16 protein-coding genes are annotated in these 16,663 nt (G+C 66.0%); 10 read left to right on the top strand and 6 right to left on the bottom strand.

Translation table 11 applies throughout. The annotated features are described in order from the left end of the window. Positions 1-146: 146 nt before the first annotated feature. The 3 genes from ilvN (at position 147) to AC1DW0_RS12235 (ending at position 3,242) form a co-directional block, all read left to right on the top strand. Entirely contained in the window at positions 147-638 is a 492-nt protein-coding gene (gene ilvN / locus AC1DW0_RS12245) for an acetolactate synthase small subunit (RefSeq protein WP_056198275.1), read from the top strand. Between the two features lie 48 nt (positions 639-686). After that, positions 687-1,703, top strand: coding sequence for a ketol-acid reductoisomerase (gene ilvC, locus AC1DW0_RS12240; protein ID WP_056198273.1), 1,017 nt, complete (start codon positions 687-689; stop codon positions 1,701-1,703). 147 nt (positions 1,704-1,850) lie between these two features. Further along, on the top strand, positions 1,851-3,242 hold the full coding sequence (locus AC1DW0_RS12235) for a hypothetical protein (protein ID WP_477946099.1): 1,392 nt from the start codon (positions 1,851-1,853) through the stop codon (positions 3,240-3,242). A 16-nt stretch (positions 3,243-3,258) separates the two neighbouring features. Here the strand turns inward: AC1DW0_RS12235 and AC1DW0_RS12230 are convergent, their stop codons facing one another. Beyond that, positions 3,259-3,690, bottom strand: a complete 432-nt coding sequence (locus AC1DW0_RS12230; protein ID WP_056198269.1) for a DUF1810 domain-containing protein — start codon at positions 3,688-3,690, stop codon at positions 3,259-3,261. After that, positions 3,687-4,025 carry an NIPSNAP family protein gene (locus AC1DW0_RS12225; protein WP_457349616.1) on the bottom strand — a complete coding sequence of 113 codons (339 nt, stop codon included), beginning with the start codon at positions 4,023-4,025 and terminating at the stop codon, positions 3,687-3,689. Before AC1DW0_RS12225 ends, AC1DW0_RS12230 begins: the two co-directional genes overlap by 4 nt. Positions 4,026-4,108: 83 nt before the next feature. Here AC1DW0_RS12225 and pssA point away from each other — a divergent pair, with 83 nt between their 5' ends. The 5 genes from pssA (at position 4,109) to pbpG (ending at position 10,521) form a co-directional block, all read left to right on the top strand. Further along, positions 4,109-4,933: a CDP-diacylglycerol--serine O-phosphatidyltransferase gene (gene pssA, locus AC1DW0_RS12220; protein WP_056198267.1), complete on the top strand. Its 825-nt coding sequence runs from the start codon at positions 4,109-4,111 to the stop codon at positions 4,931-4,933. Positions 4,934-5,131: 198 nt separating this feature from the next. Continuing rightward, the gene (gene leuA, locus AC1DW0_RS12215) at positions 5,132-6,820 is read left to right on the top strand and encodes a 2-isopropylmalate synthase (RefSeq protein WP_477946096.1); all 1,689 of its coding nucleotides are present in this window, start codon (positions 5,132-5,134) and stop codon (positions 6,818-6,820) included. Continuing rightward, positions 6,817-8,358, top strand: coding sequence for a 2-isopropylmalate synthase (locus AC1DW0_RS12210; protein WP_056198264.1), 1,542 nt, complete (start codon positions 6,817-6,819; stop codon positions 8,356-8,358). Before leuA ends, AC1DW0_RS12210 begins: the two co-directional genes overlap by 4 nt. Before the next feature lie 162 nt (positions 8,359-8,520). Further along, entirely contained in the window at positions 8,521-9,087 is a 567-nt protein-coding gene (locus AC1DW0_RS12205) for a PEP-CTERM sorting domain-containing protein (protein ID WP_477946094.1), read from the top strand. 438 nt (positions 9,088-9,525) lie between these two features. Further along, a complete protein-coding gene (gene pbpG / locus AC1DW0_RS12200) occupies positions 9,526-10,521 on the top strand; it encodes a D-alanyl-D-alanine endopeptidase (RefSeq protein WP_457349619.1) in 996 nt (331 codons plus the stop codon). A 53-nt stretch (positions 10,522-10,574) separates the two neighbouring features. Here the strand turns inward: pbpG and AC1DW0_RS12195 are convergent, their stop codons facing one another. Then, the gene (locus AC1DW0_RS12195; RefSeq protein ID WP_056198258.1) at positions 10,575-11,345 is read right to left on the bottom strand and encodes an IclR family transcriptional regulator; all 771 of its coding nucleotides are present in this window, start codon (positions 11,343-11,345) and stop codon (positions 10,575-10,577) included. Between the two features lie 64 nt (positions 11,346-11,409). On the opposite strand from AC1DW0_RS12195, the gene AC1DW0_RS12190 reads away from it, so the two are divergent. After that, positions 11,410-12,513 carry a TIGR03790 family protein gene (locus AC1DW0_RS12190; RefSeq protein ID WP_477946092.1) on the top strand — a complete coding sequence of 368 codons (1,104 nt, stop codon included), beginning with the start codon at positions 11,410-11,412 and terminating at the stop codon, positions 12,511-12,513. Here the strand turns inward: AC1DW0_RS12190 and hpnE are convergent. From hpnE to hpnC, 3 genes are read right to left on the bottom strand one after another with little or no spacing between them, the layout of a single operon-like run. Further along, on the bottom strand, positions 12,441-13,730 hold the full coding sequence (gene hpnE / locus AC1DW0_RS12185; protein ID WP_477946090.1) for a hydroxysqualene dehydroxylase HpnE: 1,290 nt from the start codon (positions 13,728-13,730) through the stop codon (positions 12,441-12,443). The two genes, AC1DW0_RS12190 and hpnE, sit on opposite strands and share 73 nt — an antisense overlap. Beyond that, positions 13,727-14,575 carry a presqualene diphosphate synthase HpnD gene (hpnD, locus tag AC1DW0_RS12180; RefSeq protein WP_457349625.1) on the bottom strand — a complete coding sequence of 283 codons (849 nt, stop codon included), beginning with the start codon at positions 14,573-14,575 and terminating at the stop codon, positions 13,727-13,729. Before hpnD ends, hpnE begins: the two co-directional genes overlap by 4 nt. Next, the gene (gene hpnC, locus AC1DW0_RS12175; RefSeq protein WP_477946088.1) at positions 14,572-15,399 is read right to left on the bottom strand and encodes a squalene synthase HpnC; all 828 of its coding nucleotides are present in this window, start codon (positions 15,397-15,399) and stop codon (positions 14,572-14,574) included. Before hpnC ends, hpnD begins: the two co-directional genes overlap by 4 nt. Positions 15,400-15,531: 132 nt before the next feature. On the opposite strand from hpnC, the gene AC1DW0_RS12170 reads away from it, so the two are divergent. Next, positions 15,532-16,662, top strand: a complete 1,131-nt coding sequence (locus tag AC1DW0_RS12170) for an efflux RND transporter periplasmic adaptor subunit (RefSeq protein WP_056198252.1) — start codon at positions 15,532-15,534, stop codon at positions 16,660-16,662. Position 16,663 lies beyond the last annotated feature (1 nt).

Here is a 16,663-nt window from a genome sequence, read left to right as displayed (position 1 = left end):
TGGCTGGCGTTACCGCGCCAGTCGGGGTTGCCGCTGAAAAGCGCAAGCAGTCCGACACCCGCAGCGATCCACTCCACTCGAACCCGCAGCCAAAGGTCCGCTGGTTACCGCCAGCAGCACTGAAGAGCGCGAAGGACGAAGAACCCATGAAACACATCATTGCTTTGCTCATCGAGAACGAGCCGGGTGCGCTGTCGCGCGTCGTCGGCCTGTTCTCGGCCCGCGGCTACAACATCGAGAGCCTGACCGTCGCGCCGACGGAAGACCCGTCCCTCTCGCGCATGACCATCGTGACGACGGGCAGCGACGAGGTCATCGAGCAGATCACCAAGCACCTGAACCGCCTCATCGAGGTCGTCAAGGTCGTCGATCTGACTGAAGGCAACTACACCGAGCGTGAGCTGATGCTCATCAAGGTGCGCGCCGTCGGCAAGGAGCGCGAGGAAATCAAGCGCACCGCCGACATCTTCCGTGGCCGCGTCATCGACGTGACCGAGAAGACCTACACGATCGAGTTGACCGGCGACGCCGGCAAGCTCGACGCCTTCATCGATGCGATCGACCGTGCGTCCATCCTCGAAACCGTACGCACCGGCGCCAGCGGCATCGGCCGCGGCGAGCGCATCCTGCGCGTCTGATCCGCCTTCACCCCCACACACCACAGTTTTTTCCTGGAGCGACCCATCATGAACGTCTACTACGACAAGGACGCCGATCTCAGCCTCATCAAGGGCAAGAACGTCACCATCATCGGCTATGGCTCACAAGGCCACGCCCACGCGCAGAACCTGAACGACAGCGGCTGCAAGGTCACCGTCGCGCTGCGCCGCAGCGGCGCGTCCTGGTCCAAGGCCGAAGGCGCTGGCCTCAAGGTCGCCGAGATCGCCGACGCCGTGAAATCGGCCGACGTGGTCATGATCCTGCTGCCCGACGAGCAGATCGCCGACGTCTACAAGAACGAGGTCGAGCCCAACATCAAGCAGGGCGCATCGCTGGCCTTCGCGCACGGCTTCAACGTCCACTACGGCCAGGTGCAGCCGCGCGCTGACCTGGATGTCTGGATGGTCGCTCCCAAGGCCCCCGGCCATACGGTGCGCAACACGTATCGCCAGGGTGGCGGCGTGCCTCACCTGATCGCCATCTACCAGGACAAGACCGGCAAGGCCCGTGACCTGGCCCTGAGCTATGCCGCAGCCAACGGTGGCGGCAAGGCCGGCATCATCCAGACCAGTTTCCGCGAAGAGACCGAGACCGACCTCTTCGGCGAGCAGGCCGTGCTGTGCGGCGGCGCCGTGGAACTGATCAAGGCGGGCTTCGAGACGCTGACGGAAGCCGGCTACGCCCCCGAGATGGCCTACTTCGAATGCCTGCACGAGCTCAAGCTCATCGTGGACCTGATCTACGAAGGCGGCATCGCCAACATGAACTACTCGATCTCGAACAACGCCGAGTACGGTGAGTACGTGACTGGCCCGCGCGTCGTCACCGAAGACACCAAGAACGCGATGCGTCAGTGCCTGAAGGACATCCAGACGGGCGAATACGCCAAGAGCTTCATCCTCGAGAACAAGGCCGGCGCCCCGACGCTGATCAGCCGCCGCCGGCTGACGGCCGAGCATCCCATCGAGCAGGTCGGTGAGAAGCTGCGCGAAATGATGCCCTGGATCAAGGCCAACAAGCTGGTGGACAAGGCGAAGAACTGATCGTCAGCCCGTTCTCAACGGATTGAAAGGCCGGTGCCGAGGGGCGCCGGCCTTTTTTGTTGGGGAACCGATCCGCTGCTTTCCGTCACGAAGGCTGGTGATGGCGGGCGCGCCTGCGCCGACGTTCAACTGTGGAGGTGCCTGATCTTGGACAAGTCGCTCCCTGAAACGACTGCTGTGCGCGAGGTGCTGGAGTCGATCAAGCGCACCGAGGTCGTCGTCGATGAAATAGTTGCGCCCGGTGCCGTGTCCTTGAAGGTCGAGGCACGCGGTGGCGGCCGGGTCGTGGCCGCGGAAGCCAACGTGCCGCTGCGGCTCACGGTCACGGTGATGGGAGCAAGCGGGCCGATGGAGGCGGTCGCCACCGATGTCGTCCTGTCCTCTGACGGCAAGCTGTCCGGCGACGTGACGCTGCCGGCCAGCGCCTTTGCTCGCGGCATCGCCGATGCCCAGGTGCAGTTCACCGAGGCGGCCCAGGGCGTCACGCTCACCGCTCGAAGTGGCGACCTGACGGCTGTCACCGCCCGGTTTGTCGTGATGCCCGCGTTGGTGCCGTTCACCGGCCGCGGGCCCTTGGTGGCGAACAGAAACGAGATTCAGGGCAAGACCAGGAAGGCTCGCGCCGTGCTGCTTGAGCCGCCGCGCAACCCGGGGTCCGAGGCGCTGGCCATGCTGCGTGCCAGGCGGCCGATCGCTGGCCTGAATTCGGCCGGCCCCAACTCGAAAAAGTCAGAAGACGAACTCGGGGCAGGGCGGTCTGGCGATGCGGGAACGAACTGCCTGTGCTGCACGATGGGTGCGATCACGGGGCAGACGACGACGGCGCTGGTGCACGCAATGATCCGCGACAAGCTCGGCCCCGACATCCGGGCGGGGCTGGATGAATCGTGGAAGACCCAGGACAAGGAGCTTGTGGACGCCGAAGTGCAGCGGCGACTTGAAACGTTGATCGCCGATTACGGGACCATGCAGGACGAAAAGATCTGGTGGCGGCTGGAGAGCCTGAAGAACTTCATGACCAAGGCCTCGGACAAGGTGCCGGGCGAGGACGTCTCGGGGGATGCACAACTGCGCGGTACGCGCGGTCTGATGGTTTCTGAGGCCAAGCGCCGCAACGCGGAGGCTGGCACCGATGGCATCCGCTACAAGGTCGTCCAGGACGGGGTGGCCGACACCGACCCGTTGAAGAGCAAGACGTATGCGCTGGATGGCGAGATGCAGGCGCAGATGGGCAAGTATCCCGACGGTACCCAGTTCCAGGTGTTCGTCTATGGGTCGATGCATCACTGGCTGTTCGCGGAAAAATACAATGGAAAGGTGGTGATGGAGGACTACCAAAAGTCCAAACCACCGGTCGGCATCAAGGCCTCAGCCAGCGGACCGACGGGCTACACGGGTGACGATGTGCCGCATCATCCGGTCGCGCAGGAGCAGTCAGGCGTTTTCACGCAGGGCTATTTCCTTGCCATCTGCCCGGAGTCGTTCGACGCCAGCCAGGCCTGGGCCGGCAACAGGGACTGGCCGCAGGTCTCGATGTAAGGAACCGGCTCGCGAATCACCCCCGCGGGGCGCCGGCCAGCAGGCTCAACGTCGCCTCATCCCGCTCCCCGTTGTAGAGCTTCTCCAGCGTCCGCCCAAACAGGTGGTCCGGCTCGCCTGCCACCGACTCGAACAAGGTCAGGCAGGACTTGAACTTCATCGCGTCCAGGTCGCCCAGGATGCGCTCGGCCGACTTGCCCTCGTGAGCCTGCATGGCTTGCACACAATCACGCAACCGCGCGCCCAGCACCGGATGGGCGAGATAGGCCTCGGCTTCCGCGCGGCCTGCGATGCCGTATTCATGCGCCATGGCGCTGCGCCCCAGCCCGCGCAACTGCGGCAGCACGAACCAGATCCAGTGACCGGTCTTGCGGCCGGCCTTGAGCTCGGCCAGCGCCTGCTCGTACCGCCCCTGCTGAGCCTGAACGAAGCGGTCGAGTGTGCTCATGGCATGCCGTTGTGGGCTCGCAGCGCCTCGACGGCTTCATCGGGCAGCCAAAGCAGCGTGTTCAGATAGTCGTCCAGGCAGTCCACCAGTGCCGCACGCGGCCCCTCTCGCCAGGCAGCCGAGCCATAAAAGGCATCCTGCTGCGCAACCAGTTGTTCCCGGCTGTCGAACGCGCGGATCAGGAAGAAGCTCTCGTGCTCATGGTCCGAGCGCCCAAAGGCCACGACGTCCATGCCGCTGGCTCGCACCAGCGGCAGCGCAGCCTGTACCGCAGGGACGAAGCGCTCGGCGCAGCCGGGGTTGAGCTTGTAGGTGCGGACCTCGATCAGTTTCATGGTCATGAGTTGGAGTGGATGCGCACTGCATGCTAGGCCTTCGCGAATGCCGAAGCAGGGCCCCCTGAGCTATCCTGCCGCCCATGATTCCCGAGCCCACCGAGGACGACGAGCCCAGCCTCGCCGTCCGCCCCCGCCGCAAAGGCATCTACGCTCTGCCCAACGCGATCACGCTGGGCGCGCTGTTCAGCGCCTTCTATGCCATCGTCATGGCCATGAACGGCCGCTTCGAGGTGGCCTGTGTTGCCATCTTTGCCGCTGCCATCCTCGATAGTCTTGATGGCCGCGTCGCACGCATGACCAATACCCAGTCAGCCTTCGGCGAGCAGATGGACAGCCTGTCCGACATGGTGGCCTTCGGTGCCGCGCCGGCGTTGATCGTCTACATGTGGGCGCTCAAGGACATGGGCAAGCCGGGCTGGATTCCGGCCTTCGTCTATATCGCCGGCGCTGCACTGCGGCTGGCACGCTTCAACGTCAACATCGGCGTGGTGGACAAGCGCTATTTCCAGGGGCTGCCAAGCCCCGCGGCAGCGGCGATCGTGATGGGCCTGATCTGGGCCGTCGTGGATCGGAAGGAGTACACCGGTGTCCAGCCCGGGGGTTGGGTCGCCTGGGTGGCTTACGGCATCACCTTGTTCGCCGGGCTTTCGATGGTGACGAACGCTCCGTTCTACAGCTTCAAAGTCTTCGACCGGCGGCGCAGCGTGCCCTTCATCGTGTTGGTTGTGATCATGCTTGGCATCGGCCTTGCCGCACTCGATCCATCGCGCGTTCTCTTCGGTGTCTTCTGCGTCTATGGCCTGTCGGGGTATGTCATCTATGGCTGGCGCAAGTCCAAGGGCAAGCCCGTCAGCGTCATCTCCACCAGCACCGACGAGCCGGATGAACGTGGCTTGCATCAATAGCCATTCATGCTAGATTCCCGACCCATGAGCCGCGCCACGCGAATTCGCCTGCTACTAGCCCTAGAGGAACCACGGGTTCGCTAGTCAGTCGCGCACGTACGCTCACACCTGACCCCAACGGCCCGTATGCAACCGCAGCGGGCCGTTCGTGTTTTCAAAGGCTGCTGGTTGCGCCACCCACCCTCGGATGGAACACCCATGTTGAAGCAACCGCAGCAAAAGTACCGCTCCTTCGCCCCGATCGCATTGCCGGACCGCCGCTGGCCCGATGCCGTGCTGACCCGCGCGCCGATCTGGCTGAGCACCGACCTGCGTGACGGCAACCAGGCGCTGATCGAGCCGATGGACATTGCCCGCAAGCTGCGCATGTTCCAGCAACTCGTGAAGATCGGCTTCAAGGAGATCGAGGTCGGCTTCCCGTCGGCGTCGCAGACCGAGTTCGACTTCATCCGCCTGCTCATCGACGGCGGACACATCCCCGACGACGTGACCATCCAGGTGCTGACGCAGGCGCGTGCCCACCTGATCGAGCGCACTTTTGAGTCGCTGGATGGCGTAAGGCGCGTCATCGTCCACGTCTACAACGCGGTCGCACCCATCATGCGCCGTGTCGTGCTCGGCACGGACGAGGACGGCATCGTCGAGCTCGCGGCCTCGCACGCCCGCCAGATCAAGGAGCTGGCCGCCGCACGGCCAGGCGTGGACTGGCGCTTCGAGTATTCGCCCGAAATGTTTTCTGGCACCGAGCTGGCCTTCAGCAAGCGTGTCGTCGATGCGGTGACGGCGGTCTGGCAGCCGACGCCCGAGCGCAAGTGCATCATCAACCTGCCGTCCACCGTCGAGCACAGCACGCCCAATATCTTCGCGGACATGATCGAGTGGATGCACCGCAACCTGGCGCGCCGCGAATCCATCGTGCTGTCCGTGCACCCGCACAACGACCGCGGTACCGGCACGGCGGCTGGTGAGTTCGCGCTGATGGCGGGCGCTGACCGCGTCGAGGGCTGCCTGTTCGGCAACGGCGAGCGCACCGGCAACGTCGACCTCGTCAACATCGCGCTCAACCTTTACACCCAGGGCGTGGACCCGCAGCTCGATTTCTCCGACATCGACGAGGTACGCCGCTGCGTCGAGCATTGCACGCAGATCCCTGTGCATCCGCGCCACCCTTACGTGGGCGACCTCGTCTACACCTCCTTCTCGGGCTCCCACCAGGACGCCATCAAGAAAGCCTTCGCAGCCCGCCGGGAGGGGGAGATTTGGGACATGCCCTATCTCCCCGTCGACCCCAAGGACCTGGGCCGCAGCTATGACGCCGTCATCCGCGTGAACAGCCAGTCAGGCAAGGGCGGCATCGCCTATCTGCTGGAAGCGGAATGCGGCCTGGAGCTGCCGCGGCGCCTGCAGATCGAGTTCAGCCAGGTCGTACAACGCGTCATGGACGACGCCGGCAAGGAACTGACGGCCGCAGACATCTATGCCATCTTTGAACGCGAGTACGGCATCGGTGACGCTGGCGCGGCCGTCGTGCAGCCGCAGATGACCGAAGTAGCGGGCGGCGCGATGCGCCTGTCGGCCGAAATCGTGTTGGGTGGCTGGATGGGCCATGTGCAGGGAGAGGGCAACGGTCCCATCGATGCCTTCGTCAACGCGCTGTCGACACGCCTGGGCCAAGAGGTGCGTGTGCTGGACTACCACGAGCATTCCATCGGCAGCGGCGCCGATGCGCGCGCGGTGGCCTATCTGGAGCTTCGCGTGGGCGACGTGACTCGCCATGGCGTCGGCATTGATGGCAGCATCGTGCGTGCGTCCATGCAGGCCATCCTGTCCGGCCTGTCTCGCGCACCGGTGGCCGTGCCCCAGATTCGAGAGGAAAACGTGCGATGACCGACAAACTGATCATCTTCGACACCACGCTGCGCGATGGTGAGCAATCGCCCGGCGCGTCCATGACGCGCGAGGAGAAGCTGCGCATCGCCCGCCAACTGGAGCGCATGAAGGTCGACATCATCGAGGCCGGTTTCGCGGCATCGAGCAATGGTGACTTCGAGGCGGTCAAGGCCATTGCCGCGGCGGTCAAGGACAGCACGGTCTGTTCACTGGCCCGCGCCAACGACCGTGACATCTCACGAGCAGCCGAAGCGCTGGCACCTGCTCACCGGGCTCGCATCCACACCTTCATCGCCACCAGCGAACTCCACATGGAGAAGAAGCTGCGCATGACCCGCGAGCAGGTGCTGGAGCAGGCCATGCTGGCGGTGCGCTTCGCGCGCAACCTGTGCGGCGACATCGAGTTCTCGCCCGAGGACGGCTACCGCTCCGACATCGACTTTCTCGCCCGAGTCTGCGAGGCCGTCATCAAGGAAGGCGCCGGCACCATCAACATCCCCGACACGGTGGGCTATGCCATTCCCGAGCTGTATGGCGACTTTCTGCGCCGTCTGCGCGAGAAGGTGCCCAACTCCGACCAGGCCATCTGGAGCGTGCACTGCCACAACGACCTGGGCATGGCGGTCGCCAATTCCCTGGCCGGCGTGAAGATTGGCGGCGCTCGCCAGGTGGAATGCACCATCAACGGCCTGGGCGAGCGCGCCGGCAACTGTTCGCTCGAAGAGGTCGTCATGGCCGTCAAGACGCGGCGCGACTATTTCGGCCTGGATGTCGGCCTCGACACGTCGCAGATCGTGCCGGCCTCCAGGCTGGTATCGCAGACGACCGGCTTCGTCGTGCAGCCCAACAAGGCCGTCGTCGGCGCCAACGCCTTCGCGCACGCCTCAGGCATCCACCAGGACGGCGTGCTGAAGGCGCGCGACACCTATGAAATCATGCGCGCCGAGGATGTGGGCTGGGCGGCCAACAAGATCGTGCTGGGCAAGCTGTCCGGCCGCAATGCCTTCAAGGCGCGGCTGCAGGAGCTTGGCATCCAGTTGGAGAGTGAAGCCGAGGTCAATGCGGCCTTCCAGCGTTTCAAGGATCTGGCCGACCGCAAGAACGAGATCTTCGATGAGGACATCGTTGCCCTCGTGATGGACGAGTCGGTCATCAACGACGCCGAGCACTACCGCCTGCTGTCGCTCGCCCAACGCAGCGAAACCGGGGAGCGCCCGCACGCAGCCATCGTCTTCGCCGTGGGGCTCCAGGAGCATCGCGCGGAAAGCGACGGCAACGGTCCGGTCGACGCGACGCTGCGCGCCATCGAGTCGGTCGTGCAGTCGGGGGCAGAGATGCTGCTGTATTCCGTCAACGCGATCACGGGTGGCAGCACGGAGTCACAGGGTGAGGTGACGGTGCGGCTGCAGCATGCCGGTCGGGTGGTGAACGGGGTCGGCGCCGACCCCGACATCATCGTGGCCTCAGCCAAGGCCTACTTGAGCGCATTGAACAAGCTGCAGAGCAAGGCCGAGCGCGTGGCAGCGCAAGGCTAGCCCGCTAGCTCGCCCAGAGCGTCGAGATTCTTGACAGTCGCGAGGCTGTATCGGGCGCACGTTTGGCTAAACCGTTGATCTCTCTACGTTTTCCCATTAATCTTATGGATGGTCCGGAAATTGCGTGAGATTGGCGCCCAAATCCAAAACCCTGGAGTACCCATGCCGTCGATCGCCCGCGTTCTGAAAGCCTTCACCCTTTCTGTCGGCATTTTGGCTGGTAGTTTGGCTGGTGCAGCGCCCACGATCAGCTATTCGGGCGGCGTTGCAGTCGGCATCCAGGACCTGGAGGTCGATGGCCTGACCTATGACGTTTCCTTTGTCTTCGGGCCCTACAACACGGTCTTTGCCTCTGACGCCCCGACCTTCCTCGGCGACGAGGCGGCTGCGAATGAGGCGGCGGACGCCCTGCTGGCGGTTCTGGGGGCGCCTCCCACCGTCGTCATCGGCGACCCGTCGAGCTGCTGCGGGGTTCTTTGGGTGGCGTTCGCTGACCAGTTCCAGGGCAATATTGGCCAATACCAGGCAACGCAGACGGGCTATCAGGATGGCACCGGCGCCACCTGGCAGCGTTTTGGGTCGTTCGTGGACTCGAAGACGGCCAACCGCACCGAGAACAATTGGGCCTTTGCCGTGTTCACCCCGAACACCGTGCCTGAACCGGGCTCGCTGGCCCTTGTTGGCTTGGCAATCGCGGGTCTCGGCGTCGCGCGCCGCCGCGCTTCCTGATCGGCTAAGGATGGCGCCACGCCGCGCCAACATCCCGCACCCCCATTGCTGCTGTAACCGCCGTGATCCCTGTCACGGCGGTTGCAACCGTTTCCATGTCCCCGTGGAATTTGGCGCGCAAAGCAGCCGCTGCTCCTGCTTCAAAAGGCAGCCTACCGCCCGAGAATGACGCCCAGAGGCACTCGCAGGCAACGAGCGGGTCGATCGACTGAGCGGCAATCCTTGGTATTCGGGGCCGACCCGATTCCCAGACGCTGTCAGCCAAGGCCTACTTGCATGCGTTTGGAGCCCGTTGCGAAGCGAAAGAGCCGGTGGCAAGCCCTGAGGTGACGGCCCGTCAATACGGGACAAGAGTTCACTTGAGGTATTTCACTTAAGTTCTTATCTTGTCGGTACTTTTGGCGTCACGTACACTGCCGCCTGCGTTGGGGACCTCCGTTGAAGACATTTGCCGCCGCTTTCCTGAGCCTCACCTTCCTGGCCGCGCTGCCTGGCGCCGCCACGGCAGCCGCCGACACGACCCAATCCAGGGCCATCCGCACTCCCGTCAAAACCGCCGCCGTGCCCACGCGCAAGGTGCGCTCGGTCGTGCTGCGCAGGGCGGTCGCACCCGTTATCTCGGCTGTGCCCACCTTCGGGCAGGTTGCCGGCCTGCACCAGGTGGATGACCCGCTGGCCCTGAAGTCCAGCGTGGCCTATGTGCTGGACCAGGACACCAACGAGGTGCTGTTCTCCAAGAATCCCCAGGCCGTGCTGCCCATCGCCTCCATCACCAAGCTGATGACGGCGTTGGTGGTGGTCGAGGCCGGGCTGTCGCTGGACGAGAAGATTTCGGTCACCGATGACGACATCGACACCGAGAAGTTCACCCGCTCCCGCCTGGCCGTCGGCACGACGCTGACGCGCGGCGACATGCTGCACCTGGCCCTGATGGCCAGCGAGAACCGCGCCGCCCATGCGCTGGGCCGCAACTACCCCGGTGGCCTGGACGCCTTCGTCGCCGCGATGAACGCCAAGGCCGAGAGCTTGGGCATGGCCGACACCCACTATGTCGAGCCCACCGGCCTGTCCAGCCGCAACCAGAGCAGCGCCGCTGACCTGGCCAAGCTCGTCAATGTGACCAGCCAAGTGCCGCTGCTGCGCGACCTGTCCACCTCCCGCGAAGCGCGCGTGGCCCTGGGCAAGCGCCTGGTGCAGTTCCACAGCACCAACGGCCTGCTGTCCAACCCGCTGTGGGACATCGGCCTGCAGAAGACCGGTTTCATCAACGAGGCCGGCAAATGCCTGGTCATGCAGGCCAGCATGGCCGGCCGCAAGCTGATCATGGTGTTCCTGGATTCCAGCGGCAAGGCGTCGCGGATCGCGGACGCCGAGCGCATGCGCAAGTGGCTGGCCAGCCAGGGCGAGACGGCGACCGCCTCTGCCAAGCTCTGAGCGGTTGAATCCAATGAAAACACGGCGCCGAGGCGCCGTGTTTTGCTTTGGCTTCAGACGCGGTGGCCCAGCGCCGACGAGATCTGAGAGGCCGTTTCCTTCAGCCGGACGACCCAACTCTCCTCCAGCCGGTCGGCCGGTGCTGAGATCGACAAGCCGGCCACCAGCTTGGCTTGGTCGTCATAGATGCCGGCCGCCATGCACCGCACGCCCAGCTCCAGTTCCTCATCGTCGCGGGCAATACCGCGCTGGCGCACCATGGCCAGCTCGCGCTCGAGTGAGCTGATGTCGGTCAAGCTGTTGCGCGTGTGGCCCGACAGGCCGGTGCGCGTGGCGTAAGCACGCACGCGCGGGCTGTCGTCGCTGGCCAAGAAGAGCTTGCCTACCGAGGTGAGGTGCAAGGGCGCGCGGCCGCCCACGGCGCGCACGACCTGCATGCCCGAGCGTTCGGAGTAGGTGCGTTCGATGTAGACAATCTCGTCGCCCTGGCGCACCGACAGGTTGACCGGCTGGTGGGTGAACTTGTGCAGCTCGCGCATGGCCGGCAGGGCGGCGTCGCGCACATCCAGCCGCGCCTTCACGAGGTTGCCCATTTCCAGCATGCGCATGCCGAGTCGATAACTACCGGCTTCGGGGCGATCCACGTATCGACCGAGGGTCAGGTCATTGAGAATCCGGTGCGCCGTGGAGGGGTGCAGCCCGGTAGCCTCGGACAAGGCCTTCAGCGACACCGGGTCCTGGTGGCTCGCCAGCACGTCCAGCAGCGAGAACATGCGCTCCAGCACCTGGATCGCCGGGGTCTGCTGGGCCTCTTTGGATTTCATGGCTTCATTGTGGGGGAGATTGCCAGTGTTTTGTATGGCGAAAGCGGGCTTCAGGAGGTGGCAAGTGGGCCTTGCCCTGGCGATAGCCAGCATGGGCGCAGCCCAGGCCGCGGAGCCGGCTTCTGCTGCGCCGGCCCCTGGCGAGTCACGTTGGGCCCGCGCGCCGCGGTTGTACGGCCGCATCACGGCCAATGAGTTGGGCCTCGTCATCAACACGGCCGACCCCTATTCCGTCACCGTGGGTGAGTACTACGCCAGGCGCCGCGGCATCCCGGCCGAGCAGATCCTGCGGGTGCAACTGCCGCTGCGCAACAGCCTGACGCGCGAGGAGTTCACGGCGCTCGACCAGGCCATCCGCAGCCAGATGCCCGAGCATGTCAACGGCCTGGCCCTGGCCTGGGTGCAGCCCTATGCCGTGGACTGCAATTCACTGACAAGCGCTCTTGGCGTCGGGTTGCAGCCCAATGTCTGCGCTCAGTCCTGCGCCGCCACGCGCATCAGCCCCTATACGGGTTACTTCGGCGCCAAGCCGTGGCTGGTCATCGGCGTGCGGCCGACGATGCAGCTGGCGGCCCGCTCAGTGCCGGCGGCCATGGCCATGATCGAGCGCGGCATCGCGGCGGACCATCTGTTGGCCGGCGGCGCGCCGGAGTCGGCCATGGCCTATCTCGCAGCGACACCGGATGCGGCGCGAAATGTGCGTGAGCGCCTGTTTCCGCCGGCCGGTGCCGTGCCTGGTGTGGCCGGCCTTGAGGTGGCTCGTGTGAAGAGCGATGCCTTGCCAGCGATGCGCCGCATCCTGGTCTATGAAACGGGCCTGATCCGCGTGCCCAAGCCACTGGGCGGGGAATGGCTGCCGGGCGCACTGGCCGACCATCTGACGTCTGCGGGCGGCCTGCTCGACAAACCGCCGGCTGATGAGGGGCAAATGAACATCCTCGACTGGATCGACGCCGGCGCGACGGCCAGCTACGGCACGGTCAGCGAGCCCTGCAACCATCTGCAGAAGTTCCCGCACCCGCAGATGCTGATCCAGGCCTATGCCCAAGGGGTGAGCGCGCTGGAAGCCTATTGGCACAGCGTGGCGTGGACGGCTCAGGGCGTGTTTGTCGGCGAGCCGCTGGCGGCGCCTTTCGCCGCCATTCCAGCCTCCGCGCCGACGCCCTGAGCGGCCGCCAGGCCTGCGCGCACGGCGCCTTCGAGCGTGGCGGGGTAGGGGCCGGCGATGTAGTCGCCGGCGGCCCACAAGCCCGGTGCGATGCGGGCCGGCGCGCGTGCCAAGCCGGGCGTGCAGGCAAAGGTCGCCCGCTTCTCTGTCAGCACCTTGTCGATGACGGGTGGCGTGGCCCAGCTCAATTCCCGCTGCGCCTGCGCGAGCACGGCCTCTGCGCAGCCGCCGCGCTCCACCCAGGCTGCCGCGCCGCTGACGACAAAGGCAAAGCGCCCGGGCGCGCCGCCAAGGGCGCCATGGTCGAAGACAAACTGGGCTGGCGCGTCTGGCCCCTCACGCAGCGCCAGCATGGGTGCGGGCAGGGCGCTGCCGGGGCTGCTCAGGTAGACGGTGATGATGGGCTCAAAGCCCAATGCGCCAGCAGTCGCCGACCAGGCGGGTGCGATGTCAGCGGTCAGCCGAGCTGCCTCGACGCTGGTGCAGGCCAGCACGACTCCGTCGAAGGCTTCGCCATCGACACGCCAGCAGGGCTCGATCTTCTGCACCCGTGAGGCCAGACGCAGCCGCTCGCCCAGCCAAGCCGTCGCCGGCCCGGCAAGCAGTTCGGACAACGGTCGCCGTGGCAGGAGCAAGTCCGCACTGCCGGCGCCACTGAAGAGGGCGTCCTTCAGCACACGCAAGAAGACCTGGGCGCTGGCCTGGGGCGCCGGCGTGTTCAGCGCGGCCACGCACAGCGGCTCGATGAGATCGCGTTTGACTGCGGCCGGGAGGCGGGCGCACAGCTCGGCGACGCTCAGTCGCGTATCGCAACGGAAGCCCCGCGCCAGCCAGCCGCCCGCCGCGGTGAGCAGGCCCAGACGCGCCGACAGCGGCCAGCCATGCTGCGCCAGCACGCCGCGCGCGAAGGCGATCAGTGGCGGGCCCGGCGGCAGTTGCAGGCCAGGCTCGCCCGGGTAAGGCAGGGCCAGCGGCAGGCGCTTCAGCACGGCGTTCGGGTCGATGCCCAGGCGGCGCATCAGCGCCAGGCTGTCGCGGTAGGCGCCGATAAGGATGTGCTGGCCGTTGTCGTACGGTGGCTCGCCCGCCACGCTGCGCGCGCGGCCGCCGAGCTGCGGCGCCATCTCGAAGACGGTGATGTCGTGGCCGGCATCGGCCAGCGCCACAGCCGCCGCAATGCCGGCCCAGCCGCCACCGACGATGGCGACGTGGCTCACCGCCCGCGCCAATTCGTTTTCATCGCGATCCAGAGCTTGCGCAGCGGCGTCAGCGCGATGCGCTGGTGCAGCACCTGGAAGTTCTCTCGCTCGATCTCCACGAGCAGGGCGCGGTAGATGTTGGCCATCATCAGCCCAGGCTTCTGCGCGGCCCGGTCGACCTCGGGCAGCAGCGCCAGCGCCTCGTCGTAGAGCTGATGGGCGCGCTCGGCTTGGAACTTCATCAGCGCCGTGAAGCGGTCCGAATAGCCCCAGGGCTTGCTGCGCAGCAGGATCTCGCTGGCCTTGACGCCGAACTGCTGCAGCTCGTTCACCGGCAGGTAGATGCGGCCGCGCCGGGCATCGTCGCCGACGTCGCGGATGATGTTGGTCAGCTGCATCGCCAGGCCCAGCTTGTGGGCGTAGTCGACGGTCTGCGGCTGCGTCCGGCCGAAGATGCCGCTGGCGACTTCGCCGACGACGCCGGCCACCAGATGGCAGTAGCGCTGCAGTCCCGGAAAGTCGAGGTAGCGCGTTTGCTGCAGGTCCATTTCGCAGCCTTCGATGACGGCGTTGAGATGCTCCAACCGGATGTCATGGCTGGCCGTGTGCGGCATCAGCGCCTTCATGACCGGGTGGCTGGGCTGCCCGGCAAAGGCGCTGGCCACCTCCTTGCGCCACCAGGCCAGCTTGGTCGCCGCGACACCGGCGTCCTGCGTCTCATCGACGACATCGTCCACCTCGCGGCAGAACGCATAGAAGGCCGTGATCGCCGCCCGCCGCGGTGGCGGCAGGAACAGGAAGGCGTAATAGAAGCTCGAGCCGCTCGCGGCGGCTTTCTCTTGGACGTATTGTTCGGGGCTCATGGTGCGGCCCGCATTGTCAGGGCGCGCCACAGCAGCCGCGGCAAGTCCAGAACCCCCAGGGCAGGGCGGTGCACGAGGCTGTCGTGATGACGCGCCTCAATCTTGTCGAGGATGCGCAGGCCGCCCTGGACGACCAGGCGCAGTTCCCAGCCCGCGCGGCCGGGCAGCGCAAGGGCCAGCGGTGCACCCTCGAGCATCAGCGCGCGGGCCCAGGCGCAGAGGTCGGCGATCAAGGCGCGAGCGGCAGGGCTGTCACGGCAGGCGAGCACATCCTCGGCGCTGATGCGATGGCGGCTGAGGTCGGCCTGCGGCACATAGAGCCGGCCATTGGGTCCATCACGACTGAAGTCCTGCCAGAAGTTGATCAATTGCAGGGCGGAACAGATCGCGTCAGAGCGGCGCAGCGACACGGCGTTGTTCACGCCATACAGGCCCAGCAGCAGCCGCCCCACCGGGTTGGCTGAGCGGCGGCAGTAGTCGAGCAACTGCTCGCGGTCGGCGTAACGCGGCGGTGTCAGGTCCTGCTCGAAGGCGTCGAGCAGGTCATGCAGCAGGGGCGGCTGCAGCCGGTGCATTTCTCGCGCCAGCGATGCGTAGACGTGGGGCCAGCGCGACGACGGTGCCTGGCCGGCCACCACGGCGTCCAGGTCGGCCCGATAGTCGCGCAACGCCTGAGCGCGCTCAGCCGTGGAAGCGTCGCCCTCGTCGGCCAGATCGTCCGCCGTGCGTGCAAAGTGATAGATCGCGACGACTGCCGGCCGCAGCGCGGGCGGGCACAGCACGGAGGCAACAGGAAAGTTTTCGTAGTGGTCGACGCTGCTCAAGCTTTTTCTCAAGTTCCGCTTGCAAAGCCCGGATATGTCAACGAGGTTTGACAGTTGTCACAGGGTCTGAATACATTACTGACCCGCCGGTCATTAAATTTTAGGCCGGCCGTTCCATCTGCCGAGGTCTGCATGCCCCATCTTCTGCGTCTCGCTCCGCCCCTGCTGTCGGCAGCGCTGCTTTTTGCACTGTTGTCAGGTTGTGGCAAGCAGCCCGCCGCTCCCGAGCCGGAACGCGCGGTGCGCACACAACTCGTCAGCGCGGGCGCGGCCAGTGCCAGTCATGAGTATGCGGCCGAGGTGAAGGCGCGAGTCGAATCACGCCTGTCTTTCCGTGTCAGCGGCAAGCTGCTGAGCCGGGCGGTGAATCTGGGCGACACGGTCAAGCCGGGCCAGGTGCTGGCCCGCATCGATGCCCAGGACCTCAGGCTGGCTGAGGCTGCCGCGAGTGCTGCCGTCATGGCCGCTCGCACCAACCGCGATCAGGCCGGCGCCGACTACAAGCGCTTCGTCGACCTGCAGCGCCAGGGCTTCATCAGCGCCGCCGAACTGGAGCGACGCGACTCCGCCTTCAAGGCGGCCCAGGCCCAGCTGGAACAGGCCAAAGCCCAGTCAGATGTGCAGGGCAACCAGTCCGGCTACGCCCAGCTGACGGCCGATGGCGCCGGCGTCGTGACCGGCGTCAACGCCGAGCCCGGCCAGGTGCTTGCGGCCGGCACGCCGGTCGTGAGCGTGGCGCTGGATGGCCCGCGTGACCTCGTCTTTTCAGTGCCCGAGGATCAGGTCGCCCGCGTGAAAGCCGCCGCCGGTGTGGCCGGTGCGCTGAAGGTACGCCTCTGGGGCGCCGACAAGACCTACCCGCTGACGCTGCGCGAGGTGTCTGCCGCGGCCGATCCGGTCACGCGCACCTTCCTCATCAAGGCCGATGCCGGCAAGCTGGACGTCAGGCTGGGCCAGTCCGCCACCGTCGTGCTGGAGCTGCCGCAGATGGCCGGCGTCATCAAGCTGCCCCTCGCGGCCGTGCTGCAGCAAAGCGGCAAAAGCTCGGTGTGGGTGCTGGATGGCGCGTCGATGACGGTCAAACCGGTGGCGGTGCAGATCGGGGGCGCCGAAGGCAATGATGTTGTCATCGCCGGCGGGTTGACGGCTGGCCAGGAGGTCGTCGTCGCGGGTGTGCATGTGCTGAACCCGGGCCAGAAGGTCAAGCGCTATGTGCCGCCGCGCACCGTGAATGCGCCGGCAGCCCCTGCGGCCTCACGCTGAG

The organism is Roseateles sp. P4_D2 (assembly GCF_056401875.1).
The sequence above is the reverse complement of the archived record's forward strand: the minus strand, read 5'-3'. Positions and strand labels throughout refer to the sequence as shown.